Origin of the sequence: Conyzicola lurida (genome assembly GCF_014204935.1) — a bacterium.
Lineage (GTDB): Bacteria > Actinomycetota > Actinomycetes > Actinomycetales > Microbacteriaceae > Conyzicola > Conyzicola lurida.
Map to the genome: position 1 here is coordinate 603,933 of NZ_JACHMJ010000001.1, position 24,565 is coordinate 628,497.

Annotated in this window: 22 protein-coding genes and 1 tRNA gene; 18 read left to right on the plus strand and 5 right to left on the minus strand. The window is 67.0% G+C overall.

The window, feature by feature from the left end; translation table 11 throughout:
- The first annotated feature begins 48 nt into the window (after positions 1–48).
- The 3 genes from HD599_RS02940 to HD599_RS02950 all read left to right on the plus strand — a co-directional run bounded on the left by HD599_RS02940 (position 49) and on the right by HD599_RS02950 (position 4,135).
- Positions 49–714, plus strand: a complete 666-nt coding sequence (locus HD599_RS02940) for a pentapeptide repeat-containing protein (RefSeq protein ID WP_184233490.1) — start codon at positions 49–51, stop codon at positions 712–714.
- Positions 715–999: 285 nt separating this feature from the next.
- Positions 1,000–1,533, plus strand: coding sequence for a hypothetical protein (locus HD599_RS02945; RefSeq protein WP_184233492.1), 534 nt, complete (start codon positions 1,000–1,002; stop codon positions 1,531–1,533).
- 160 nt (positions 1,534–1,693) lie between these two features.
- Positions 1,694–4,135 carry a phosphoketolase family protein gene (locus HD599_RS02950; RefSeq protein ID WP_184233494.1) on the plus strand — a complete coding sequence of 814 codons (2,442 nt, stop codon included), beginning with the start codon at positions 1,694–1,696 and terminating at the stop codon, positions 4,133–4,135.
- Between the two features lie 11 nt (positions 4,136–4,146).
- Here HD599_RS02950 and HD599_RS02955 read toward each other — a convergent pair whose 3' ends face one another.
- Positions 4,147–4,893 (minus strand): hypothetical protein, encoded by a 747-nt coding sequence (locus tag HD599_RS02955; protein WP_184233496.1) that lies wholly within the window; start codon positions 4,891–4,893, stop codon positions 4,147–4,149.
- Positions 4,894–5,099: 206 nt separating this feature from the next.
- Here HD599_RS02955 and arfA point away from each other — a divergent pair, with 206 nt between their 5' ends.
- Positions 5,100–6,605 carry an arabinosylfuranosidase ArfA gene (gene arfA / locus HD599_RS02960; RefSeq protein ID WP_184233498.1) on the plus strand — a complete coding sequence of 502 codons (1,506 nt, stop codon included), beginning with the start codon at positions 5,100–5,102 and terminating at the stop codon, positions 6,603–6,605.
- 37 nt (positions 6,606–6,642) lie between these two features.
- Here arfA and HD599_RS18260 read toward each other — a convergent pair whose 3' ends face one another.
- Positions 6,643–7,479 (minus strand): CPBP family glutamic-type intramembrane protease, encoded by an 837-nt coding sequence (locus tag HD599_RS18260; protein ID WP_184233500.1) that lies wholly within the window; start codon positions 7,477–7,479, stop codon positions 6,643–6,645.
- A 71-nt stretch (positions 7,480–7,550) separates the two neighbouring features.
- On the opposite strand from HD599_RS18260, the gene HD599_RS02970 reads away from it, so the two are divergent.
- Positions 7,551–8,678, plus strand: coding sequence for an MrcB family domain-containing protein (locus tag HD599_RS02970; protein WP_184233502.1), 1,128 nt, complete (start codon positions 7,551–7,553; stop codon positions 8,676–8,678).
- A 94-nt stretch (positions 8,679–8,772) separates the two neighbouring features.
- Here HD599_RS02970 and HD599_RS02975 read toward each other — a convergent pair whose 3' ends face one another.
- Complete coding sequence (locus HD599_RS02975; protein WP_184233504.1) at positions 8,773–9,051, minus strand: hypothetical protein; 279 nt, start codon at positions 9,049–9,051, stop codon at positions 8,773–8,775.
- Positions 9,052–9,173: 122 nt separating this feature from the next.
- Between HD599_RS02975 and HD599_RS02980 the strand changes: the two genes are divergently transcribed.
- From HD599_RS02980 to HD599_RS02995, 4 genes are all read left to right on the plus strand, one after another.
- Complete coding sequence (locus tag HD599_RS02980; RefSeq protein WP_184233506.1) at positions 9,174–9,719, plus strand: hypothetical protein; 546 nt, start codon at positions 9,174–9,176, stop codon at positions 9,717–9,719.
- Between the two features lie 120 nt (positions 9,720–9,839).
- The gene (locus HD599_RS02985; RefSeq protein WP_184233508.1) at positions 9,840–11,120 is read left to right on the plus strand and encodes an FAD-binding oxidoreductase; all 1,281 of its coding nucleotides are present in this window, start codon (positions 9,840–9,842) and stop codon (positions 11,118–11,120) included.
- A gap of 43 nt (positions 11,121–11,163) precedes the next feature.
- Complete coding sequence (locus HD599_RS02990) at positions 11,164–11,922, plus strand: nucleoside triphosphate pyrophosphohydrolase (RefSeq protein WP_184233510.1); 759 nt, start codon at positions 11,164–11,166, stop codon at positions 11,920–11,922.
- Positions 11,923–12,173: 251 nt separating this feature from the next.
- The gene (locus tag HD599_RS02995; RefSeq protein WP_184233512.1) at positions 12,174–13,610 is read left to right on the plus strand and encodes an HNH endonuclease signature motif containing protein; all 1,437 of its coding nucleotides are present in this window, start codon (positions 12,174–12,176) and stop codon (positions 13,608–13,610) included.
- Positions 13,611–13,874: 264 nt separating this feature from the next.
- Here the strand turns inward: HD599_RS02995 and HD599_RS03000 are convergent, their stop codons facing one another.
- Both HD599_RS03000 and HD599_RS03005 read right to left on the minus strand, forming a co-directional pair.
- Positions 13,875–14,930 (minus strand): ABC transporter permease, encoded by a 1,056-nt coding sequence (locus HD599_RS03000; protein ID WP_184233514.1) that lies wholly within the window; start codon positions 14,928–14,930, stop codon positions 13,875–13,877.
- The gene (locus tag HD599_RS03005; protein WP_184233516.1) at positions 14,927–15,856 is read right to left on the minus strand and encodes an ABC transporter ATP-binding protein; all 930 of its coding nucleotides are present in this window, start codon (positions 15,854–15,856) and stop codon (positions 14,927–14,929) included. Before HD599_RS03005 ends, HD599_RS03000 begins: the two co-directional genes overlap by 4 nt.
- Before the next feature lie 82 nt (positions 15,857–15,938).
- On the opposite strand from HD599_RS03005, the gene hisS reads away from it, so the two are divergent.
- From hisS to HD599_RS03050, 9 genes are all read left to right on the plus strand, one after another.
- The gene (gene hisS / locus HD599_RS03010; RefSeq protein WP_184233518.1) at positions 15,939–17,234 is read left to right on the plus strand and encodes a histidine--tRNA ligase; all 1,296 of its coding nucleotides are present in this window, start codon (positions 15,939–15,941) and stop codon (positions 17,232–17,234) included.
- A 182-nt stretch (positions 17,235–17,416) separates the two neighbouring features.
- Positions 17,417–18,316, plus strand: coding sequence for a hypothetical protein (locus HD599_RS03015; RefSeq protein WP_184233520.1), 900 nt, complete (start codon positions 17,417–17,419; stop codon positions 18,314–18,316).
- A 223-nt stretch (positions 18,317–18,539) separates the two neighbouring features.
- The gene (gene eno / locus HD599_RS03020; RefSeq protein ID WP_184233522.1) at positions 18,540–19,820 is read left to right on the plus strand and encodes a phosphopyruvate hydratase; all 1,281 of its coding nucleotides are present in this window, start codon (positions 18,540–18,542) and stop codon (positions 19,818–19,820) included.
- 10 nt (positions 19,821–19,830) lie between these two features.
- Positions 19,831–20,337 carry an FtsB family cell division protein gene (locus HD599_RS03025; RefSeq protein WP_184233524.1) on the plus strand — a complete coding sequence of 169 codons (507 nt, stop codon included), beginning with the start codon at positions 19,831–19,833 and terminating at the stop codon, positions 20,335–20,337.
- Positions 20,334–20,831: a DUF501 domain-containing protein gene (locus HD599_RS03030; RefSeq protein WP_184233526.1), complete on the plus strand. Its 498-nt coding sequence runs from the start codon at positions 20,334–20,336 to the stop codon at positions 20,829–20,831. Before HD599_RS03025 ends, HD599_RS03030 begins: the two co-directional genes overlap by 4 nt.
- Positions 20,816–22,114, plus strand: a complete 1,299-nt coding sequence (locus HD599_RS03035) for a S8 family peptidase (RefSeq protein ID WP_425489151.1) — start codon at positions 20,816–20,818, stop codon at positions 22,112–22,114. Before HD599_RS03030 ends, HD599_RS03035 begins: the two co-directional genes overlap by 16 nt.
- 63 nt (positions 22,115–22,177) lie before the next feature.
- Entirely contained in the window at positions 22,178–23,500 is a 1,323-nt protein-coding gene (locus HD599_RS03040) for an FAD-dependent oxidoreductase (RefSeq protein WP_184233528.1), read from the plus strand.
- 55 nt (positions 23,501–23,555) lie between these two features.
- Positions 23,556–23,628, plus strand: a tRNA-Leu gene (locus HD599_RS03045).
- 357 nt (positions 23,629–23,985) lie between these two features.
- Positions 23,986–24,450 carry a DUF7882 family protein gene (locus tag HD599_RS03050; protein WP_184233530.1) on the plus strand — a complete coding sequence of 155 codons (465 nt, stop codon included), beginning with the start codon at positions 23,986–23,988 and terminating at the stop codon, positions 24,448–24,450.
- The last annotated feature ends 115 nt before the right edge of the window (positions 24,451–24,565 follow it).

Below are 24,565 nucleotides of genomic sequence, written 5' to 3' on the forward strand. Positions count from 1 at the left end.
CGAAGCGTCCCTTCGACAGGCTCAGGGACCGACAACCGAAGGAACCCCATGGCCAAGCCCCGCCCCACCGGCACCCAGCCGCCGAAGCTCACCTTCAGCGCGCCCGGGCACGTGGCCGACGCCGACGCGCTCGAGCTGCGGCCGAGCGACCAGCGCGAGGGTGAGCGCTACTCCGACGCCGACCTCACCGACTACGACCTCAGCGGCACCACGTTTATGGAGTGCGAATTCGACTCGGTCACCCTCACCGAGGCACAACTGCGCGGCGCCCGTTTCGTGGACACCCTGCTCGCGGCATCCTTCGCCCCCACCCTGCGCGCCGGGCGGTCGTCGTGGCGTGACGTGATGATCCAGAGCCCACGCTGGGGATCGGCCGAGCTGTTCGACGGCGACCTCAACTCCGTGCATCTGCGCGGCGGCAAGATCGACTACCTCAACCTGCGCAGCGCGCGCCTGACCAACGTGCTGATCGAGGACTGCCAGATCGGCGAACTCGACCTCGGCGGAGTGCGCGCCGACCGGGTCGCGATCCGCAACTGCCGCATCGGCACGCTCGACCTCACCCGCGCGACCTGCGTCAACGTCGACCTGCGCGGTTCGGAGTTCTCCGTCGTCAACGGCCTCGAGGGCCTGCGCGGAGTCACCGTCGACGGCGACCAGCTCGCCGAACTCGCCCCCGTGCTCGCGGCGCATATCGGCCTCGTCGTCGAGTAGCGCACCAAACCCGAAGCCCCTCAGCACCGAACCTCTCGCAACCAACCTCCGCCACGAATAGGGTGCGATTATGAGCGAACGGATGCCGCGGCCGACGCCGCCCGCAGCGCCGACCTCGAACGCCTCCGCCGCATCGCCTTCGGGCGCACGTCGACGGACGACGAGGCGGCCGCTGCCGAGCAGGCGCAGCGCGAGCTGGCTCGGGCGGAGGCGGCCGCGGTCGCTGAGCCCGTCGAAGCGCCGGTCGCTCATCCTGTCGAAGCGCCCGAGCCAGAAACCACGCCGGTGCCTGAGCTTGTCGAAGGGCCGTTGCGCCGCCGCTTCCCCTGGCTCCGCCCCGCAATCGTCGGCCTCGCGATCGGCGCCGTCGTCGCCGGCGGTCTCGTCTGGACGCTTCAGCCCGCCGCCGTGTCTGCACCCGACGCCGTGCCGACGCCCGCTTCGACCGGCATGACCTACTTCCTCGGCGACCCGCCGACCTCGAGCGATGTGCCGGGCGACCTCGCCGCCGCGGAACTCTGGTTCGCCGACGAACAGACCGACGACGACCTGGTCGGGGTGGGCGACCTGCGTCCCGAGTTCGACCGCTCCAGCTTGCGCATGGTGCACGACGGCGCGCTCGCCCGCGTCTGGCTCGCGCGCCAGTTCGACGGCAAGCTCTGCGTCTACACGACCGAGACCGAGTCGCAGTCGACGGTCGGTTCGTGCGTCGACAGCGTCGAGTTCGAGCGCCGGGGAATCTCGGTCACCTCGAACGTGCTGACCGCCAGCTGGAACGGCTCCCAGGTGCGGGTCGTGTTGACGCAGCGGGCGGAGTAGGCCCGCCGCGCTGTGTTTTTCCGCTCCCGCGCCCGAATATTCACCAGCGCGGGCGAAAAAAGGCCGCGCCACCAGAAGGGGTCGGGACCGAAGTCCCTAGCCACCGCCGCCCGATCAGTGCATCCTGAGGGAAGCACACCACCCGCATCGGAAGGCAGTCATGAACTCCTGGCAGTATCGCGAACCGCAGCCCATCACCCCCGAGGCACTGGAGCAACTCAACACCTGGTGGCGCGCCGCCAACTACCTCTCGGTCGGCCAGATCTACCTGCTCGACAACCCGCTGCTGCGCGAACCCCTGACGCGCGACCACATCAAGCCGCGTCTGCTCGGCCACTGGGGAACCACCCCCGGACTCAACTTCATCTACGCGCACCTCAACCGCGTCATCCGCGAGCGCAGTCTCAACACGATCTACGTCACCGGCCCCGGTCACGGCGGCCCGGGCATGGTCGCGAACGCCTACCTCGACGGAACCTACAGCGAGGTCTACAACACCATCGAGAAGACCGAGGACGGCGTGCGCAAACTGTTCCGTCAGTTCTCGTTCCCCGGCGGCATCCCGTCTCATGTCGCCCCGGAGACACCCGGGTCGATCCACGAGGGCGGCGAGCTCGGCTACTCGCTCAGCCACGCCTACGGTGCCGCCTTCGACAACCCCGACCTGCTCGTCGCCACGGTGGTCGGCGACGGCGAGGCCGAGACGGGGCCGCTCGCCACGAGCTGGCACTCGAACAAGTTCGTCGACCCGGTCAACGACGGGGTCGTGCTGCCGATCCTCCACCTCAACGGCTACAAGATCGCCAACCCGAGCCTGCTCGCGCGCATCCCCGAGGAGGAGCTGCTGCAGCTCATGCGCGGCTACGGGCACACGCCGTACGTCGTCAGCGGCGGCTTCGACGGCGAGGACCCGCTGCTCGTGCACGCGCGCCTCGCCGAGACCCTCGACCTGGTGCTGAACCAGATAGCCCAGATCAAGGCGGATGCGGCGGCCGGCGTCCTGGACGAACGCCCGTCCTGGCCCATGATCATCCTGCGTACGCCCAAGGGGTGGACCTGCCCGAAAGAGATCGACGGCCACCCCGCGGAAGACAACTGGCGCTCGCACCAGGTGCCGCTCGCGAACGCGCGCGACACCGAGGCGCACACGCGGCTGCTCGAGGAGTGGCTGCGCTCGTACAAGCCGGAGGAGCTGTTCGACGAGGCCGGGGCGCCCGTCGAGCTCGCCACCGCGCTCGCTCCCGTGGGCGACCAGCGCATGAGCGCCAACCCCGTCGCGAACGGCGGGCTGCTGCGGCAGGCGCTGAAGCTGCCCGACTTCCGCGACTACGCCGTCGACGTGCCGGCGCCCGGCGGATCGGTGAGCGAGGCGACGGCCGTGCTCGGCGACTGGCTGCGCGACGTGATCGTGAAGAATCCGACCAACTTCCGCATCTTCGGGCCCGACGAGACCGCGTCGAACCGCCTGCAGGCCGTCTTCGAAGTGACCGACAAGCAGTGGGATGCCGGATCCCTCCCGATCGACAGCGACAACCACCTCGCCCGGGCAGGGCGTGTGGTCGAGATGCTCAGCGAACACCAGTGCCAGGGCTGGCTCGAGGGGTACCTGCTGACCGGGCGCCACGGCGTGATCAACTCGTACGAGGCGTTCATCCACATCGTCGACTCGATGTTCAACCAGCACGCGAAGTGGCTGAAGAGCTCGCGGCACATCCCGTGGCGGCGCCCCGTGTCGTCGCTCAACTACCTGCTCAGCTCGCACGTCTGGCGGCAGGACCACAACGGCTCCTCGCACCAGGACCCCGGCTTCATCGACCACGTGGTGAACAAGAAGGCGGACGTCGTGCGCGTCTACCTTCCGTTCGACGCGAACACCCTGCTCTCCACCTACGACCACTGCCTGCGCAGCGTCGACTACGTGAACGTCGTGGTGGCCGGAAAGCAGCCCGCGCCGAACTGGCTGACCATGGACGAGGCGATCGCGCACTGCACGCGCGGCCTCGGCATCCTCGACTGGGCCGGCACCGAGGTGGCCGGCACGGCGCCCGACGTGGTGCTCGCCGCGGCCGGGGACGTGCCGACGCTCGAGATGCTCGCCGCGGCATCCATTCTTCGGGAAAAGGTGCCGACTCTCCGAGTGCGCGTCGTGAACGTCGTCGACCTGATGCGGCTGCAGAGCGCGGGGGAGCACCCGCACGGCCTCAGCGACAGCGAGTACGACGCCGTGTTCACGTCGGGGCAGCCGGTGATCTTCGCGTACCACGGGTACCCCTGGCTGATCCACCGGCTGACCTACCGGCGCAACGGGCACAGCAACCTGCACGTGCGCGGGTTCATCGAGGAGGGCACGACAACGACGCCGTTCGACATGGTGATGCTCAACGACCTGGACCGCTACAAGCTCGTGATGGACGTGCTCGATCGCGTGCCCGGTCTCGCCGAGAAGGAGGGCGCGCTGCGGCAGGAGATGCAGGACTCCCGGCAGCGGGCGCGCTCGTACACGCGGGAGCACGGGGAGGACATCCCCGAGGTGACCGAGTGGGCGTGGGGCGATGCGGGTGCGGCGGCCGCGTTCGGCGATTCCGGCGGAGACAACGTCTGACCCCCAGCTCGCTAGTCAGTCGTCATGGTGATTGTCACATCGTTGCCGTCCCAACTCATCTGAGTTGACCGTCCGATGGATTGCCCGAACCCTACGGAGACCCCGGTATCGGCAAAGCCCTCGAAGGGAGCGCAGCTCGTTCCTGTGCCGACCGAGGCGTCGACGATCATCACGCATACCTCGCCGGTTTGTGACAGCCCGGCGTAGCCGCTGAAGAAGGGCGTCGTCACTAGAAGCCGCGTGGATTCGGGAATCACCATCGGATCTGGCGTTGTCGTAATCACGTCGTCCGGCTCTTGTGCTCGCTCGAACAGGGCTTGCGCCGCCTCGACATCGCCCGGCACTGCCTCGGGAATCTCGACCACCGTCGACCCCTCCTGAAACCGCTCGCTGGTGTTCGTTCCCGGGGTGATCGCTGAGGTCTGTTCAGTCGTCATGAGGCCGGCATACCCGAAGAAGGATGCCGCGGCCACGCCGATCCCGGCCACGAACGCAACGGCGGCGGGAACGATCCATGCGCGCCACGAGGCCGCGAGCCGGCGCAGGTAGCCGGGCTCGTCGTCCTCCCCGGGGTCATCCGCATGCTCGGCGGTCTCTTCGACAGCAGGGGCTTCGACAGGCTCTACCCGCCGGGCCGCGTCGAGCCGCTCGGACTCGTGCGTCGCGAGCTCGACCCGGGCCAGCGCCGCCGCAGCTTCCTCGTCGGGGCCGGTCGTCCTGCCGTAGGCGATGCGGCGCAGCTCGTCGAGGTCGGTCACAGGCCGAGCGTACCAATGCCGCCGGTCGCTGAGCCTGTCGAAGCGTCGAAACGCCCTTCGACAAGCTCAGGGACCGGTCGCTGAGCCTGTCGAAGCGTCCTAAAACTCCCCGCCCCGCACGGTGCTCGCCGCGGCATCCGCCCTCTCTGCTCTGAATTGCAACGTTGTACAGTGAATCGATACAACGACGTAGATGAAGGAGCGCAATGCCCCAGGCCAGCCTGACCCTCAACCCGCAGTTCACCATCGGAGCGGTCGACCGCCGCCTGTTCGGCTCGTTCATCGAGCACCTCGGGCGGGCCGTGTACGACGGCATCTATGAGCCGGGGCACGCGACGGCCGACGACCAGGGTTTCCGCGGCGACGTGCTCGCCCTCGTGCGCGAGCTCGGCGTGAGCACGATCCGCTACCCGGGCGGCAACTTCGTCTCGGGCTTCAAGTGGGAGGACAGCGTCGGCCCCGCCGAGAAGCGCCCGACCCGTCTCGACCTCGCCTGGCACTCGACCGAGACGAACGAGGTGGGGCTGCACGAGTTCTCCGACTGGCTCGGCAAGGCGGGCAGCGAGCTCATGCTCGCGGTCAACCTCGGCACTCGCGGGGTCGAAGAGGCGCTCGACTTGCTCGAATACACCAACGTGCCGTCGGGCTCGACGCTCAGCGACCAGCGCGTGGCCAACGGTCTGCCCGAGCCGCTCGGCGTGAAGATGTGGTGCCTCGGAAACGAGATGGACGGCCCGTGGCAGCTCGGCCACCGCAACGCCGACGACTACGGAAAGCTCGCGTCGATGACCGCGAAGGCGATGCGCCAGCTCGATTCATCGCTGGAGCTCGTCGTCTGCGGCTCCTCGAACCGCACCATGCCGACCTTCGGCTCGTGGGAGCGAACCGTGCTCGAGCACACCTACGACGACATCGACCTCATCTCGTGCCACGCCTACTGGGCCGAGAACAACATCGACCTGGGCAGCTTCCTCGCCGCGGGCCACGACATGAGCCTGATGATCGAGGAGGTCGTCGCGACCGCGGACAGCGTCAAGGCCGCCCGCCGCTCCGACAAGACGATCAAAATCTCGTTCGACGAGTGGAACGTCTGGGACATCAACCGCTTCGCCACCGAAGACGCCATCACCGGCATCGGCAACTGGCCCAAGGCGCCGCGCCTGCTCGAGGACCAGTACACCGTCGTCGACGCCGTGGTCGTGGGCAGCCTGCTCATCTCGCTGCTCAACCACGCCGACCGGGTCTCGTCCGCGAGCCTCGCCCAGCTGGTCAACGTGATCGCGCCGATCATGACCGAACCGGGCGGCCCCGTCTGGAAGCAGACCACCTTCTTCCCGTTCGCGGTCACCTCACGTCTCGCCGGCAGCACCGCGCTCACCTCGCGCCTGGTGTCCGACACCTACGAGACCTCGGCCTACGGCAGTGTCAAAATTGTGGATGCCGCGGCGACCACTGACGCTTTGGGGACGTCTGTCTTCCTGGTGAACCGCTCGGTCGACTCGGCGTCGACGGTCACGATCGACGTTTCCGGTCTCGGAAACGTCGCGGTGGTCGAGGCGGTATCGATCTTCGACGACGACATCCACGCCACGAACACCCTCGCGTCGCCCGACCGGGTATCGCTGCGCGAGGTCGCAACTTCACCCATCGTCGACGGCGTCCTGACGCTCTCCTTGCCGCCCGTCTCCTGGACAGCTATTCGCCTCGAGTAGCCGCCCTCGCCGCGGGTCGAGCCTGTCGTAACCCCACCTACGCTTTCGTCGCCCCCGCGACATCCACGTCACTCTCTGTCTTCTTCTTCACAACCGGCGCCCCGTTCCCCAGCTCCTTGTGCACCCCGAATACCACCACGGGAATCACCACCAGCGACCGCAGATCGAACAGCGCGTGCACGACGATCGCGACCACGATGCTCCCGGTGGCGAGGTAGATCGCCATGAAGATCGCGCCGAGAATGGTCGCGCCGACGATGCCGGGCAGCCCCTGGTACACGTGGAGCCCGCCGAAGATCACGATGCTCGCGACCACCGCCGCGATCGAGTTGCCGGTGACCCCGAAGATCAGCGCCGGCAGCGCGAGCCGGAAGAGCAGCTCCTCGACGACTCCCGCGTTGATGGCGAGTGCGGCGCCGTACTTCAGCTCGGCGCGGTTGCGGGGGAGGAGGGCGGCGACGTCGCCGATGGACATGACCTCGGTCTCGTTACGCGCGAGCACGATGCCGAGCAGCATGCCGACACCAATTGCTGCGACGAGCGCGATGCCCAACGTGGGCCCCAGCCAGCCGCTGTCGTCGAACGCCTGGCGACCGGCTCTGACGAAGTCCCAGTCCTCGACGCTGTCCCGGAACGGCGCGACGAACTGCCAGCTCAGCAGGAGCACCACAACCGCGGCCCCGCCGAAGTTCACGAACGATTCGCGCACCCACTTGCGCAGCACCTTCTGGCGTCGCTTGGTGCTCCGCATGCGCTTGAACCTGCGGTACTCGCGCCGGTCTTTGCGCACGGCACTGAACACCATGAAGCCGAGGAGGGCGAGGAAGAGTAGCGCGAGGAGGTAGGGGGTTAGCGGGGAGGCGGGGGTGAGCACCCGTCGAGTCTGGCGGACGGGGCTGGGAGAGGCCTACGGTGACTGCGCCTTCTCGGACCTAGGATTCAGGAATGCGTTCGACATTTGAGAAAATATTCCAATTGCAGCAATCCTGGTCGTCATCGAATACCGCAGAGATGGGCGCGCGCGGCAAGCTCGTGCGCAACACGCTTCCTGACTGGATCAGCGGCGAGCTGCACAACTTGCTGCACCAATTGGAATTCTCCCTCCCGGACATTCAGACTCAAGGTCGTGACGCCACTGGACGCAAGAGTGAAATCCCGTGGGTCCGAATTCATTCCGTGTCCCGCTCGCCCAACGCCACTGAGGGCTGGTACCTCGTCTATTTGTTCGATGCTTTCGGAACTGGGGTGACGCTGTCGATCAATCAGGGAACCACCCGTTGGCAGGATGGTGAGTATCGCGCGCGAAAGCCGGCGGAGCTGGAATCTCGTGTGGAATGGGCGCGTCAGAGCTTGGCTGAGGAAGAAAATCTTCGCGAGGGTCTTCTTAGATCTATCAAGTTGCCGACTCGAAAGTCGAAGCTCGGGGCTGGCTACGAACGAGGGAATGTATTTGCGATTAGGTACGGGGCTGGCGAGATTCCGGACGACAAAACCCTGTCCAGTGATCTGCTTTACATGACACGACTTCTCGCCACGCTATATGAGCGCTCGCACAATACACTTCAAATCCCAGGCGATCCGGCGCCAGAGATCCTCGATGCTCTGACGTCTGCCGATGTTTCCGCCGGAAAGTCTCGTGGGGGTGGTCTCTTCCGATTGACAGCCTCAGAGCGCAAGGCGATTGAGGATCGCGCTGTCCTGGTCACTCGTGAACACCTGCACCAATTTGGGTTCAAGACGAGGGACGTCGGCGCGACCAAGTCGTACGATATCGACGCGAAACGCGGCAGCGATCACCTATTCGTTGAGGTCAAAGGGACCGTTTCAGCCGGGGAGACGGTCATCCTCACGCGAAATGAAGTTGCGTTGCATAAGGACAAATATCCCAACAACATGCTGTCGATTGTCACTGACATTCGACTGGATAACACGGGGAAGATTCCAGTTGCCACTCAAGGGACACTCAAAATTACTTCGCCTTGGGCGATCGACGGGTCTGCACTGACCGCACTGTCGTTCGAATACACGTCCCCCGCGTTTACGGCGACATACTCGCCCCCGAATCCCTGCTGAATGTAAGCCAGGCTCCTTCCGGGGTCATCGGGCGAGATCGCCACGCCGCAACAGTCGAGTGTCGGGGTCGCCTCGGGCGAAGCGACAAGACACTTCAGTCGTCGAGTCGCCACTCCGCCACGAACTCCGTCACCGTCTTCGACTTCAGGTCTGCGTTGACTTGTTCCAAGAGGAAGTCGGGGGAACCGACATCCGCCGGTGTTCTCATAATTTCGGCGCCGGTGTCGCGACGGTAGACGACCAGATCGACGTTCGTGGGGATCTCGCCCGCGATCACCTGCACGGCCATCGCGCCGTAGCGGCGCCACTTGTGCCAGCCCGAGGCTCGTGAGGGGAGGAGCTCGGCGCGGAGGTAGTTCGAGGCCGGGTCCATGGGGTTAAGGGTAGCGAATAGCTCGATTACCTCGGTCGCAGACTCCCTCGGCGCTGGCGTCGCGAAATCGCTGGCGCGATTTCCATAGCTCCAGCGCGCAAGCTCAATCCACGAGCGAATGGATGTCGGTGGCCGGCGTTACCGTGCGAGCAACTCACGACGGATCCATGGAGAGAGGCGCAATGTCGCACCACGATTTCGACTTCATTTTCGGCGAATGGAACGTGCACAACCGCAAGATCGTCGACAACACCGACCCCGATTGCGACGAGTGGATCGAATTCGATGCGGCCGCACACGCTGAGCCGATCTTCGGCGGGGTCGGGCACTTCGACCGGATGTTCGTGCCGGCGTCATCCGTCGTCGGGGAATTCGAGGGGATCACCATTCGGCAGTTCGATCCCGAGGCCGGGGTGTGGCGGATCTGGTGGACGGCCAGCACGGCGCCGGGGCGCATCGACCCGCCGATGGAGGGGACGTGGTTCGAGGGCCGCGGGGTGTTCTTCGGCGACGACGTGATCGCCGGGCGCGCGGTGCGGTTGCGCTTCGTGTGGACGGTCGACGGGCCGGATCGCGCGCGGTGGGAGCAGAGCTTCTCGTACGACGGCGGCGACATCTGGACGCTGAACTGGGTGATGGACTTTTCGCGGAGACAGGAGGTCAGATAGTGAGCGTCGGTCGGCCGGAGCCGCGGGTGTCGGGGCCTCCGGGATGTCGTTGCCGCGGCATCCCGAGCGGGGATATTGTGGACCATGTTCACGTTTTCCAGGCGTGTACTGGGTGCGGCCGTGGCCGTCGCTCTGGTCTCTGGAGGGCTGACCGTCGCCGACGCGACGGGAGTGCAGGCAGCGCCCGGCGATCCGCTCTCTTTCTCCATCAGCGCATCTCCCGCGGCGGGCTTCAGTGCCGGCCAACAGATCACATTCACGTTCACCGCGACGAATTCGAGCGGGGCGGTTCTCGACTTTCCGGCGTCGGCCGCGGTCAGGGCCGTCTACGAGGGGCAGTCCGCGAGCCCGGCGCCGCCGTCGACCGGGTGCCAGCCGGGGGACTCGTTCGCCTACGCCACGTATTCGTTGGTGGAGTACAACTTCGACCTGCCGGACACCCTGGCGGCGGGCGCCTCGCTCACCTGCCAGATCAGCTACCCGGCCACCGCGTGGGACGTCTCGCATGGCGGAGCCTGGACCCGAGTGCACTACGAGCCCGACACGGCGTCGGGGGAGTGGGCGCCGGGTTGGGCGTGGAGGACGATCTCTGCGACGAGCCCCGCGAGTCCGGGGGTCTGGTTCTCGGGCACCCCGACGGTCGGGCAGAAGGTCTTCGCTCTCGAGGGCGGGTATTGGGGCGAATGGAACACGGCCACCACGTGGCAGTGGTACCGCGACGGGGTCGCCATCGTCGGTGGAACTCAAGACGAGTACATCATTGCCTCGGCGGACGCGGGCACGATCCTTAGTGCGACGATCGGCGGCCTGAATTACGAAGACGGCAGCGTCATCACGCAGTCGGGAACCATGACCCAGCGGGTTGTGCGCCCGATGTCGGCCCCGACGCCCGGAATCTACGGCACCGCGCAGGTCGGCGGCATCCTCACGGCGACGACGGGCACGTGGCGACCCGCGGCAGCGCTGACCTACCAGTGGTTCGCGTCGGGGGTGCCGATCGCTGGCGCCACGGCGAAGACGTTCACGGTCACGCAGGCGCAGCACGGCACTCTCATCACCGTGGCGGTCACCGGCACGCTGGACGGGTACGCGACGCTCACCAAGACGTCGGGGCACACGTCGAGAATCGTCGGCACGCTGTTCGGTCCGACCCCGGGGGTCTACGGCACGCCTAAAGTGGGGCGCCCATTGACTGCGGTGGTCGGAACGTGGACGCCCGGCACGACACTCGCGTACCAGTGGTTCGCTGGTGGAGTCGCGGTCTGGGGCGCGACGGCCAAGACGTTCACGCCCACGGCGGCGCAGGTCGGCAAGGTGATGGCCGTCAAGGTCACCGGGACGCAGACCGGCTACGCCAAGCTGACGAAGACGAGCGCGCCGAGCGCGAAGGTGGTGCGGTAGCCGTCATCTCCGCGGGCGCGAGAAGGGATGACAGGATGGACGCATGACTGAAGCCACGCGGCATCCCAAACTCGAAGAATTGATCGCGGTACTCGAGAAGCTGCGCGCGCCCGGGGGCTGCGCCTGGGACGCCGAGCAGACCCACGAGTCGCTCGTCACGTACCTCGTTGAGGAGACGTACGAGCTCGTCGACGCGATCGAGCGCGGCAATCGCGACGAGATGATCGAAGAGCTCGGCGACGTGCTCTACCAGGTCGTTTTCCACAGCGACATCGCCGCTCACACCCCGGGCGAAGAATTCACCCTCGAGGATGTCGCGGCGCACATGACCGCGAAGATGATCGGCCGCCACCCGCACGTTTTCGGCACTGATTCTGAGAAGGACTCCCTCAATATCCAGACCGGCTCGGATGTCAGCGGCATGTGGGACGAGTTGAAGAAGGCCGACAAGGGCGGGCGCACGAGCGTGCTCGACGGGATCCCGCAGGGCATGCCCGCGCTCGCGCTCGCCGACAAGGTGCTCGGTCGCGCCGAAAAGATCGGCATTCTCGACGCTTCCGCGCCCGCCGCTCTGCCCCTCGGATCGGAGGAGGAACTCGGGGGAGTGCTCCTCGCGATCGTGACCTCCGCACGGGCGGCCGGTCTCGATTCGGAGCGCGCCCTGCGAACGGTCCTGCGTGAGTTGCAAGACGAGATTCGGGATGTCGAAAAGGATCCATCGCTCCTGGACGGGATCGACGCCGGGGTCATCGGGGTGCCTGCGGAGACGTCTGCGCCTTCTTCGACTGCTTCGCCTGAGTAGGGCGCTTTTTCTTCTCGTCTCGGCGTCTCTTGTTTTCGCTTTTCGACCTCGCCCGCTTCTCCACTCTCATCGGCGAACTCTCCATCTCGCCACCTCTCTATCTCTCCATCTCTCCATCTCCCATAACCTCCGTCCCCGTCTCTCCAGGGGGCCTCGTCTCCTCTCCTCCACTTCTCCACAGCGGCGTACTTTTCTGCACCGGTTCGCGTCTTTTCTCTCGAACGTGTGTTCGATTCTGGGAAAATTGATGCATGTCAGAGACGCTCGCAACCCAGTTCGCTACCGCGGTGGCGGCGTTGTCTGCGGTGCCGACTTCCGTCTCGGTTTTCCGTGCGCTGGATGACGCGGCTCTCGTCTCGGTCGGTGGCAGCACCGCGGAGCTGAAGCGTCTCGCGGACACGCTGCTCGCGGTGGTGGCGGGGGAGATCGCATCCCGGTCGACGCGTTCTCATGGGCACGACGGGCTGGCGCAGCGGTCGGGGTACCGGTCACCGGAAGAGTTCGTCAAAGCGACCACCGGGGCTACCGGGCGGGAAGCGGTCACGGCGGTGCGGGTGGGGCGCATGGTGCGGGAGGCGGCGCTGGACGGGACGCCCGACCCGGCTACCGGCTCGGTGTTCTCGTCGGCGGAGCCGTGGTTGGTGCCGGTGGCGACCGCGGTCGCGGCCGGCACGCTCTCGGTGGCTGGCGCGGATGCGATCCGGGCGGGGCTCGGGGTGCCGACCGAGAATGTGCCTTCCGCGGCCCTCTCCGAGGCCGCTTCCACTCTCGTCGCGGAGGCCGCGACTCTCGACCCGGACCGTCTGCAACGGCAGGCCCGTGAACTGCGGGACGACTTGGACGAGGCGGGGATCGCCGACCGGGAACGTGAGCGGTTCGAGGCACGGTCGCTCAAGCACTACCGGCTGTCGAACGGGATGGGCAGTCTGGTCTGGGATCTCGATCCCGAGTCGTACGCGGTGGTCACGGAGCTGTACGACCGGGCGACGTCGCCGAAGCGGGGTGTCCGGTTCGTGAGCGGCCCGCATCAGGAGACCGCCGACCGCATCCTCAACGATCCGCGCAGTATCGAACAGCTCGCTTCCGACACTCTGCTCGGCCTGCTGCAGGCCGGCGCCTCGACGGACTCCGCCGAGCTGTTGGGCGACGGAGGCGCGGCGATCCGGGTCCTCGTCACCGCTCCCACTCTGGAATCCCGCACCGGCCACGGGCGGATCGAAGGCTCGCCCGACCCGGTCTCCATCGAGACCGTGGAACGGCTGGTCTGCAACGGGACCACCACCGCGGTGGTCTTCGACGACACCGGGCAGCCGCTCGACGTGGGTCGCGAACAACGGTTCTTCACCCGGAAACAACGCATCGCCCTGACGGTGAGGGACGGTGGTTGCCGGTTCGGGGCCTGCGACCGGCCGCCGTCGATGGCCGAGGCCCATCACATCCACCACTGGGCCAGGGACGGAGGACGGACGGACGTCAAGGACGGGATCCTGCTGTGCAAGTTCCACCACCTGCTGATGCATAATAACGGGTGGGAAATCGAACGGGAGGGGTCTGATTACTACCTGATCCCGCCGACCGACATCGACCCGCAACAGCGCCGCACCCTGATGCCGTCTAAGAGCGCGGCAATGCGCGACCTGCAGCGCGAACTGGCACCGCACCCCCGGCTGGAGGGAGCGCCAACATGAGCACGAGCATGAGCACGAGCACGAGCACGAGCACGAGCACGAGCACGAGCACGAGCATCCGGACCCGACCTTCAGCTGTAGCTCTGGAACTGTCACGTGATTCTCTGGCTAGCCACGTGTATCTCGATCCTTGCTGCCCTAAACCCGCGTTCTCGCTTTCCACGGTCGCTCGCACGGCCCTGCCCACGCCGTTTCAGAGCGACCGTCCACGTGACCTATTCATCCGTGCTGACATGAATCCGAAACTCGGATGTCCAGCGGCGGCTATGCGACCCGACTGCCCTTCGGCAGGCGACCGGTCGGAGTGTTCGTGCGCGACCACGCCCAGATCAAGGCACCGGCCGCGAGCGCCAAATGGAGAACCAGCCCCACGAACCACCCGGGCACCGTCGAGTCGATGACCTCGCGCGCTGAGGGAATGTTCTCGACCTCGCGGGAGCACTCGTCATAGTAGGTGTCGCTCGGCGGGATTTGCACTTGGCGCACGCTGTACTTGATCGACCCGAAGAGGTCCTGCGGATAGCCCGCCTGGTCGTAGGTCGTCGGTACGGCGTCCGCGAGCAGAACGTACGGGTTCGCTACGAGCACGCCCCAGAACAGATCGAAGCGCGGAGCCTGACTCTCGTAGAACTCGGGGTCGGCGCACTCCGTAGCCCGACCCTGGCTGTCGTAGTCGACACCGTAGATGTAGGTCGTGGTGGTGGTCGTCTGCACGGCGAGCCCGCCGAGACCGAAGGCAATCAGAGTGCCCACGCTGAGCGCGGCCACCGTGAGGTAGGTGAGAACGATGGAGAACAGGGGACGGGTCAGGATGCCGGACAGCCCGACACCGATCGCCGCGACCACACCCAGCTCGACGGCGAGCACCAGCGTCGACACGAGTACCGTCACCGGGCTGAGTCCGCCGAGGAAAGAGGCGTAGAGGATGAACGGCAGCGACACCACGAGGAAGGCAAGCGCCGTGATCCAGGCCGCGACGAACTTGCCGAGCACAAGCTGCCACGTGCTGATCAGCGTGATCTGCGTCGTGGCGAGCGTGCCGGCGTCACGGTCGCCGTTGATCGCGTTCCCGCTGAGCGCGGGCGCCACGAGAGTACCGAGAAGGAGGACGAAATAGATGATCGCCGAGTAGACACCCGCACCGGCCGCATCGCCCAGATTGCTTTCGCCGAAACCTGCGTAGGCGATCGTCAGCAGCACGGTCACGATCGCCAGAATCACCACATACGAGCCGAGCAGTACATATGACGAGACGCCTCGCACGCGCTGGCGCAGCTCGAGAGTCAGGATCACCCAGATACCAGAGAGGAAGGTGCTCATCGGTTGGCTCCCTTACTGAGATCGAGGAACGTGTGTTCCAAGTCGCCGACAGCCGGCGCGAACGTGCTGATCGCAACACCCGAACCGACAAGGGCGGTAAGCAGGTCGGATGCCGCCGCCTCACCACCGAGCGGAGTCAGCACCTCGAGCCGGTCCCGGGTGATCGCCCCCGGCGGCACGCCGTGGTCGAGCAGCGCCCGTTCCAGAGCGCCACCGTCCGCTGCCTTGATGCGCCAGAGGCGTTGCGTGAGACGGGATGCGGCCATGCTCTCGTCCGACGCGGTGACCCCGGCGCCGATGTACACGGCGGTGTCGGCCATTTCGTCGAGTTCCGACAGCACGTGACTCGACACCAGGATCGTCTTGCCCTCGCCGGCCAAGCGGCGCACCAGAGTGCGGAGGTCCACCCGCGCAGCCGGGTCGAGGCCCGACGCCGGCTCGTCGAGCAACAACACCGAGGGGTCGTGCACGAGTGCCCGCGCGAGACTGAGACGCTGCTTCTGGCCGCGCGACAGCACCCGGGTCGGCTGGTCGGCGAGGTGGTCAAGACCGACCACGGTCAACAACTCGGCGGCACGCGCGGCCGAGGCTGCGGCATCCATCGCGTAGAGACGGCCGGTGATCTCGAGGGTCGTGCGAACGTTGAGGGCGGCCCACGAGCCCAGCACGTCGGGCATCCAGCCGAGTTGGCGGCGCACGGCGGTGGTCTCGGTGAGCGGGTCGAAGCCGGCGATACGGATCGTGCCGGTGTCGGGTTTTAGCAGCGACGCGAGCATGAGCATCAGCGTGGTCTTGCCGGAACCGTTCGGACCGATCAGCGCGGTGACGCTTCCGGCCTCGGCGGTGAAGCTCGCATCGCGGACCGCGTGCACCTCGCCGAACGACCGGCCGAGGTGCTCGACAACGATGCCATGATTTTTCGTCATCTCACCAGAGTAGGTGGCCGGTCCCGTCGCCGCGTCAACCGCGAGGATGAGCGCGCACCGCCGCAACTGACACAATCGATGTATGGCTTTCCCCGTTGTTAACGCCCCGCGCGGCATGCGCGACTTCCTCCCCGCCGAGAAAGCGACGCGCGAGCGTGTGCTGGGCGTCATCCGCGAGAACTACCTCGCCCACGGTTTCGACGAGATCGAGACCCCGGTGATGGAGGACAGCGACCGCCTGCACGCGGGCCTCGGCGGCGACAACGAGAAGCTCGCGTTCGGCGTGCTCAAGCGCGGCCTCACCACCGACGACCTGCACCAGGCGACCGACGCGCTCGAACTCGCCGACCTCGGTCTGCGGTTCGACCTCACCGTTCCCCTCGCCCGCTTTTACGCGACCCACCGCGGAGAGCTGCCGAGGGTCTTCCGCGCCATCCAGATCGCCCCGGTCTGGCGTGCCGAGCGTCCGCAGAAGGGCCGCTACCGCCAGTTCGTCCAGTGCGACATCGACATCATCGGCGAGCCCGGCCCGCTGGCCGAGGTCGAGCTGATCTCCGCGACCGCCGCGACCGTTCGCGCCCTCGGTATCGACGGCTGCAGCATCCGCATCAACGACCGCCGCCTGCTCACCAGCATGCTGACCGTCCTCGGCTTCCCCGCGACGGAGCACTCCGCCGTCCTCATCACCGTCGACAAACTCGACAAGCTCGGCGTCGACGGCGTCATCGAAGAACTCAAGGACCGCGCCTTCCCGTCCGAGCCCGTGGCGGCGCTCGCCGACTTCTTGAAGCGCCCCGTGGCATCCATGGATCTCGGATTCGGCGAAGCCGGCATCCGTGCGTCCCTGCCCGAGGGCGTCGACGAAACCGCGATCACCGAACTCGCGGCCATCGGCGAGATGCTCGGCGAGGTCGACCGCGCGGTGCTCGAGTTCGACCCGTTCCTCGTGCGCGGCATGGGCTACTACACGGGCACGATCTTCGAGGTCACGCACCCCGAGTTCGGGTATTCGCTCGGCGGCGGCGGACGCTACGACGGCATGATCGGCCGTTTTTTGGGCACGGATGTCGCAGCCGCCGGCTTCTCCCTCGGCTTCGAGCGCTTGGTCGACCTCGTCGATCTTCCCGACGCCCTGGGTGCCGACGCGACCGCGCTGCTCTACGACGACCGCATCGCCCCGGCCACGCTGCTGGCGCTCAAGTCGGCCCTCATCGCGGCTGGCAAACGCGTGCGACTCGAGCGCAGCACCAAGAACACGCGCGTGCTGCTCGACCAGCTGGCGGCGTCCGAGTTCCGCCGGGTTGCCACGGTGAAGCCCGACACCACGACGATCGACGATCTAGAGTGGCGCGACCTGGCCCAGCCGACGCAGACGTAGCGCTATCTGGCCGAGCTGACGCGGAAGCGGCGCGACTCAAGCCAGCGCAGAAGTGTCAGAGATAGCCCTCGCGGACGCTCCGATAGCGCCATCTCTGACAATCGGGCCGCGCGAATACCAGCGCCTAGCCGCCCACTGGCCACAGGGCTAGAGTATGCCTCACATCCAACGAGGAGGCGGCCATGGCCTGGTTCAAGAAGAAGCCCACCGAACTCGAACGACTGGCCGGCATCGCCGACGACGTCCAACTCATCGCGATGCGCCGCTTCGGCGCCCGCGGCATGCCCGTCACCGTCCTCGATGGCACCTCGGGGCTGGACGCCGTGCTGACTACCGCGTCCGGCGACCAGTACCCGCTGCACAACCTCATCTCCCGGGCGATCGCCGGCGACCTCGACGATGTGCCGCGCCTCGTCACCCACCACGTCGACGCTCTGGTCGACGCGGCGGCCGCGCCCAATTCCGACCAGCTCAGCGACGACGACTGGCTCGAGAACGTGCGTGTGCGCCTGATGCCCGCCGACGCCGCGACCGCCGTCGGCGCCGGCTACGCGCGCACTTTCGCCGGCGGACTCGTCGAGATGCTCTGCCTCGACTACCCGACGCACATCACCTACCTCTCCGACGCCGCGCTCGAGGGGCGCGATCCCGTCGAGCTCGCCGCCGCGGGCCGCGCCGCTGTGATCGCGGATCCCGTGGAGAACTCGCAGGAGATCGATCCGGGCATCTGGCTCGTCCAGGGCAATTCGCCGTACACCGCGACCAAGGCGCTGGCCTTCGAACACCTCGCCGGTTCCGCGCTGCCCGCCGCACCGCACGGCATCGTCTTCGGCGTTCCGCACCGTCACATGATCGTCGCGCATGCCGTAGACAGCGTCGACTCCGTGGTGGCGATCTCGCGACTGGCGCAGTTCGTTGTCGCCCAGGCGACCGACAGCGCCCCGGGAGGGCCGCTCAGCTCGTCGATCTACTTCTGGTACGAGGGATCCGTCGACGTCGTCGGGTGGGTCAAGGATGACGGGAGCACAACGATCAGCGGCGACGGCCGTTTCGGAGAGGTGCTCGCCGGCCTCGCGAAGTGAGCAGAGCGGTTTCGCTCGGCGATTCGCTCGGCGATCCGCTCGGCGGTCCACGCAGTCCGCACTGCGGTTCAACCGACGGAGCGCGCCCTACGCCGAGCAGCGAGCCGAGCCGAGCGGGGCCCAACGCCCCTCTCCGTCACCACCCCGCAACCGCGAGTAAACCCGTCACGAGTAAGATGCATCACGGACAATCCACCATGTTTTTTACAAAGGAGAACCACCCGTGGCTTTGATCGAAGCAGTAGGCGCCCGCGAAATCCTTGACTCCCGAGGAAACCCGACCGTTGAGGTCGAGGTTTTGCTCGAGGACGGAACCGTGGCACGCGCCGCTGTTCCCTCCGGCGCATCCACGGGTGCGTTCGAGGCATACGAGCTCCGCGACGGTGACAAGAAGCGTTACCTCGGCAAGGGTGTCGAGAAGGCCGTCGACGCAGTCATCGACGTGCTCGGTCCCGCCATCGAGGGCTTCGACGCCGCCGAACAGCGCGCCATCGACGCCGAGCTCATCGAGCTCGACGGCACCGACAACAAGAAGAAGCTCGGCGCCAACGCCATCCTCGGTGTGAGCCTCGCGGTCGCCCGCGCCGCCGCCGACTCGGCCGACCAGCCCCTCTACCGCTACGTCGGTGGAGCAAACGCGCACGTGCTGCCCGTCCCCATGCTCAACGTCATCAACGGTGGATCGCACGCCGACTCCAACGTCGACATCCAGGAGTTCATGATCCTGCCCCTCGGCGCGGAGACCTTCAGCGAGGGCCTGCGTTGGGGTGTCGAGACGTACCACGCGCTCAAGTCAATCCTGCACAGCCAGGGCCTCTCCACCGGCCTTGGCGACGAGGGCGGATTCGCCCCGAACCTGTCCAGCAACCGCGCGGCACTCGACCTGCTGCTCGAGGCCATCACCGCCGCCGGCTTCACCCCGGGCAAGGACATCGCGCTCGGCCTCGACGTCGCGGCATCCGAATTCTTCACGGACGGTTCCTACGCGTTCGAGGGTGGCACGAAGTCCGCCGCCGAGATGAGCGCCTACTACGCCGAACTGGTCGAGGCGTACCCCCTCGTCACCATCGAAGACCCGCTGAACGAGGACGACTGGGAGGGCTGGGCCGAACTGACGAACACCATCGGTTCCAAGACGCAGCTCGTCGGCGACGACCTGTTCGTCACCAACCCGAAGCGCCTCGCGAAGGGCCTCGAGCTCGGCACCGCCAACTCGATCCTCGTCAAGGTCAACCAGATCGGTACCCTCACCGAGACGCTCGACGCCGTGTCCCTCGCGCAGCGCAACGGCTACACCGCCGTGATGTCGCACCGCTCGGGCGAGACCGAAGACACCACGATCGCCGACCTCGCGGTCGCGCTCAACACCGGCCAGATCAAGACGGGCGCCCCCGCCCGCAGCGAGCGCGTTGCCAAGTACAACCAGCTGCTGCGCATCGAGGAAGAGCTGGGAGAGTCCGCCGTGTACGCGGGTCGCAGCGCTTTCCCACGTTTCACCGCCTAGGGTCGAATCCATGGCACGACGGCAGCGCACGCAGAGAGTTCCCGTTGCGCTGCCGTCGATGGAAACGGCTCCGGAGAGTTGGCTGCGCAACATCCGGATGTCGGGTTTCACCTTCATGATGCTCGGCCTGGTGATCCTGGCCGTCATCGTGCTCGCACCGAGCCTGCGGCTCGTGATCGAGCAGCAGCAGCAACTCGCGGAGCTCCGCGCGGCGGTCGACGACAAAGAGGAGTCGGTCTCCGATCTCGAAGACGACGTCGCCCGCTGGAGTGACCCGGCCTATATCGAGTCCCAGGCCCGGTCGCGCGTCAACTACGTTTTCCCCGGCGACCTCACCTACCTCGTCGACGACGACCGCGGCGTCGAAGCGGCCACCGCCGACGGCGCCCCCATCAGCACCGAGATCCAAACCACCCAGGTCGACTGGATGCAGACGGTGGTCTCGTCTATTTTCACCGCCGGGCTCACGGATGCCACGGCCACAACACTCGAAAGCCCCGTGGTTCCCACCCCATGACAACCCCTCCGTTCGACCCGCCCACCGAGGCCGACATCGCCGCCGTCTCCCACCAGCTGGGGCGCCCGGCCCGCAACGTGATCGGCATCGCGGCGCGCTGCATCTGCGGCAACCCCACCGTCGTCGCGACCAAACCGCGCCTCGACGACGGCACGCCGTTCCCGACGCTGTACTACCTGAGCCACCCCGCGGCCACCGCGGCGATCTCGACCCTCGAAGCCACGCACGTGATGACCGAGCTGTCGCTCCTTTTAGAAGACCCGGATGTCGCGGCGCAATACACCGCGGCCCATAACGCCTATCTCGCCGACCGCGAATCGCTCGGCGACGTGCCGGAAATCGCGGGTATCTCCGCCGGCGGCATGCCGACCCGCGTCAAGTGCCTGCACGCCCTGGCCGGTCACGCCCTCGCTGCCGGACCCGGCGTCAACCCGATCGGCGACCTCGCGCTCGAGCGAGCGTCGTGGAGCCCGCTGGTGTGCGAGTGCGCGTAGCCGGCCGGCGGGTTTCGACAGGCTCGACCCGCTTCGGCGGCGCGGCCCGTTTCGTCGTCGCGATCCTGCTCGCCGCGGCATCCGTTCTCGTCGCGGCAACGCCCGCGCAGGCGGACTCGATCCGTGACCGGGAGTACTGGCTCGACGACTACGGCATCAGCGACGCCTGGGCGGTCACCGAGGGCAAGGGCGTCACGATCGCCGTCATCGACACGGGCATCGACGGCACCCACCCCGACCTGGACGGCGCGGTCGTCGGCGGGGCCGACTTCTCCACCCTCGGCTCGAGCGACGGCCAGACGCCCGTCGGCGACGGCGACAGCTCGCACGGCACGATGGTCGCCTCGCTCGCGGCGGGCCGCGGACGCGGAACCTCCGGCGTGATCGGCGCCGCCCCCGAAGCCTCGCTGCTCGCGATCTCGATCGGGTTCTCCGAGTCCGACGGACCGAACTCCGACGACCAGATCGCCGACGCCGTGCGCTGGGCCGTCGACAACGGCGCCGACGTGATCAACATGTCGCTCACCCGCAACACCCTCGACTGGCCCACCAGCTGGGACGACGCCTTCCTCTACGCGATGCAGAACGACGTCGTCATCGTCGCGGCCGCCGGCAACCGGGGGAGCGGCACCACCCAGGTCGGCGCCCCCGCCACCATGCCCGGCGTCCTCACCGTCGGCGGTGTCGACCGTTCGGGTCGGGCCAGCTGGGACGCGTCCTCGCAGGGCATCACCATCGGCGTCTCCGCCCCGAGCGAGCAGCTCGTCGGCGCTACGCCGGGCGCCGGCTACGTGCTCTGGGACGGCACCAGCGGCGCCACCCCGATCGTCGCGGGCATCGTCGCCCTCGTGCGCGCCGCCCACCCCGAACTCAGCGCCGCGAACGTGATCGAGCGCATCATCTCGACGGCGACCCCCGCGGGAGTCGCCGGCGCCGACCCGATCTACGGCTACGGGCTGGTGGATGCCGCGGCCGCCGTCTCCTCGGACGTCGACGAGGTCACCGCGAACCCGATGGGCGATCTCAGCGAGTGGATCCGCATCAACCGCCGGGCCGCGGCCGAGACCCCGACTCCCGAGACCCTCGCACCGACCCCGGGCGCCACCGTCGCCCCGGAGCCGGAGAAGACCGACGCGAGCCCGCTCGGCACCCTCCTGCCGACCGTCACCGAACTGCGCGACGTGGGCATTCCGCTGCTGCTTTTCACGGTTTTCGGCTCCGCGGCGATCCTCGTCATCGCCGCCGCAGCGCGACAATTTAGGGCATCGCGCCGAAAGGAGTAGATTGTCAGGTGGCTTCCACCGTCGTAGGTGACATTCATCCACCCTTTTTAGGAGAGCAAGACCGTGCCCAAAATCCTTATCGTCGGCGGCGGCTACGCCGGTTTCTATACCGCTTGGAAGCTTGAGAAGCAGTTGCGCGCAGGCGAGGCCGAGGTCGTTATGGTCGACCCGCGCCCCTACATGACGTACCAGCCCTTCCTCCCCGAGATCGCGGCCGGCTCGATCGACCCGCGTCACGCGGTCGTCCCCCACCACGCGCACCTCACCAAGACCGACATCGTCACCGCCAAGGTCACCGGCATCAACCACGCCACCAAGACCGCGACGATCGAGCCGCCCGTGGGCGAGCCCTACGAGCTGACCTACGACCAGATCGTCGTCACCGCCGGTTCCGTCTCGCGCACGTTCCCGATCCCCGGTGTCGCCGACGAGGCCATCGGCATGAAGAACATCGAAGAGGCGGTCGCCGTCCGCGACCGCATCCTCACCAATTTCGACAAGGCAGCGCTCCTGCCCGCCGGTCCCGAGCGCGACCGCCTGCTCACCTTCGTCGTCGTCGGCGGCGGCTTCGCCGGCATCGAGGCGTTCGCCGAGATGCGCTCGTTCGCGACCGCCCTCGTCAAGCGCTACAAGACGATCAAGTTCGAAGACACGCACTTCCACCTCATCGAGGCAATGGGCCGCATCATGCCCGAGGTGTCGCTGAAGACCAGCCTCTGGGTCATCAAGAACCTCGACGAGCGCGGCGCGAAAATCCACCTCGAGACCCAGCTGCAGTCGGCCGAGAACGGCGTCATCCAGCTGTCGACCGGTGAGACCTTCGAGAGCGACACCATCGTCTGGACCGCCGGCGTTATGGCGAGCCCGATGCTGCGCAACACCGACCTCCCCGTCGAAGAGCGTGGACGTCTGCGCGTCCAGGCCGACCTCCGTGTCATCAACGACGACGGTGTCGTGGCCGACGCCTGGGGTGCCGGCGACGTCAGCGCCGTCCCCGACCTCACGGGCAAGGGCGTCGGCGGTTTCTGCGTCCCGAACGCCCAGCACGCGGTTCGCCAGGGCAAGCTGCTCTCGAAGAACATCATCGCGGTGCTGCGCAACGAGACCCCCAAGGACTACTTCCACCAGCCCGCCGGAGCCGTCGCCGGCCTCGGTCTGGGCGTCGGAGTGTTCCAGAAGGGCAAGATCGGCATCACCGGATTCCCGGCCTGGGTCATGCACCGTGGCTACCACGGTCTCGCGATGCCCACGTGGGAGCGCAAGATCCGCGTCATCGGCAACTGGGTCATCAACCTCTTCGTCGGTCGCGACCTCGCGTCCCTCGTCGCGGTCGAGACCCCGCGTGCGGCGTTCGAAGAGTTCGCTTCGCGCCCGAAGGCCAAGTAACCCCTTCCCATACACTGACTGCGCGGGCCCATTCGGTCCGCGCAGTCGGCGTTAAGCCCCCGTAGTCCAATGGCAGAGACAGGCGACTTAAAATCGTTCCAGTGTGGGTTCGAGTCCCACCGGGGGTACTGAAGTTTCTGCAAGCCCTAGGTATCGACGGTCGACGTCGCTACCGTGAGGACAAGCAAATTTCCGACTTCTCTGGATGAAGCCGAGGCTTGCCCGCGATCCCCGCCCACGAAACCCGATTTGCGTGGTGGAGGCGGGGACCGTTCTGGAGGAGTCGTCCGGCGTCGTAGCGTGTCCAGCACTACGGCGCCGGACGGATTCTGGGCTTCCGCTCAGAACAGCGAAAGTTTTTCGTTTGAGGACCGCAATCGGGCGTAGCGTGAGCCGTGACCGGTCGTCGTCGATTCGGTCGGGCTGTTCCACTCAGACCCCGTGGGCTGGTTGCACACCTGTCTGAGGTCGAAAAGAGCGTCACCATGGGAACACTGAAGTACGACGACGTGTCCGTCGATTTCGACGACCGTCTCCTCGCACACCTCGAGATCGTGATCGTGCAGAAGCTGCGGCGGCACGAGGCGTTCCTGATGACCTGGCAACACGGCGACAGCGCGGCAGGCGGTCGCAGCGGCATCTGGCTGCACACCGGGGCGTCGCTGATGTTCCGGTTCGGCGGCCGAGACAAGGTGGTCGTCGACCACGAGTGGCTCGCCGCCCTCATGGTGTCGGCCAACTCTCCGATGGGCTTGGTGGTCAGCGGCGACGACGGCGGCATGCGTCATCCATCACACGACGACCACGACAACGATCACGGCGACGGCCGCGCCCACGACAACGGCCACGCGCCCCCGCCGAGCGATGACGACGGCCGGGCGGCCGCGCCGACGGACGGCCAAGACCCGGCGACCGAACCCGCCCCGGACGGCGACCACCAGCACGACTGACCCAACCGCAGGTTGCCGAACCGCGAACGACCTCCTAACGGGGGGAGCGGCTTTCTCTTGACAGCGTGACGAGCACTCCGCCATCCTGATCACGTGTCTGGGTCGCTTGACCCAC

Excerpts from the sequence above, each read along its gene's own strand:
- HD599_RS02940 (WP_184233490.1), top strand. The coding sequence starts at position 49 with ATGGCCAAGCCCCGCCCCACCGGCACCCAGCCGCCGAAGCTCACCTTC.
- HD599_RS02950 (WP_184233494.1), top strand. The coding sequence starts at position 1,694 with ATGAACTCCTGGCAGTATCGCGAACCGCAGCCCATCACCCCCGAGGCA.
- arfA (WP_184233498.1), top strand. The coding sequence starts at position 5,100 with ATGCCCCAGGCCAGCCTGACCCTCAACCCGCAGTTCACCATCGGAGCG.
- HD599_RS02970 (WP_184233502.1), top strand. The coding sequence starts at position 7,551 with ATGCGTTCGACATTTGAGAAAATATTCCAATTGCAGCAATCCTGGTCG.
- HD599_RS02975 (WP_184233504.1), bottom strand. The coding sequence starts at position 9,051 with ATGGACCCGGCCTCGAACTACCTCCGCGCCGAGCTCCTCCCCTCACGA.
- HD599_RS02980 (WP_184233506.1), top strand. The coding sequence starts at position 9,174 with ATGTCGGTGGCCGGCGTTACCGTGCGAGCAACTCACGACGGATCCATG.
- HD599_RS02990 (WP_184233510.1), top strand. The coding sequence starts at position 11,164 with ATGACTGAAGCCACGCGGCATCCCAAACTCGAAGAATTGATCGCGGTA.
- HD599_RS02995 (WP_184233512.1), top strand. The coding sequence starts at position 12,174 with ATGTCAGAGACGCTCGCAACCCAGTTCGCTACCGCGGTGGCGGCGTTG.
- HD599_RS03000 (WP_184233514.1), bottom strand. The coding sequence starts at position 14,930 with ATGAGCACCTTCCTCTCTGGTATCTGGGTGATCCTGACTCTCGAGCTG.
- HD599_RS03005 (WP_184233516.1), bottom strand. The coding sequence starts at position 15,856 with ATGACGAAAAATCATGGCATCGTTGTCGAGCACCTCGGCCGGTCGTTC.
- hisS (WP_184233518.1), top strand. The coding sequence starts at position 15,939 with ATGGCTTTCCCCGTTGTTAACGCCCCGCGCGGCATGCGCGACTTCCTC.
- HD599_RS03015 (WP_184233520.1), top strand. The coding sequence starts at position 17,417 with ATGGCCTGGTTCAAGAAGAAGCCCACCGAACTCGAACGACTGGCCGGC.
- HD599_RS03025 (WP_184233524.1), top strand. The coding sequence starts at position 19,831 with ATGGCACGACGGCAGCGCACGCAGAGAGTTCCCGTTGCGCTGCCGTCG.
- HD599_RS03030 (WP_184233526.1), top strand. The coding sequence starts at position 20,334 with ATGACAACCCCTCCGTTCGACCCGCCCACCGAGGCCGACATCGCCGCC.
- HD599_RS03050 (WP_184233530.1), top strand. The coding sequence starts at position 23,986 with ATGGGAACACTGAAGTACGACGACGTGTCCGTCGATTTCGACGACCGT.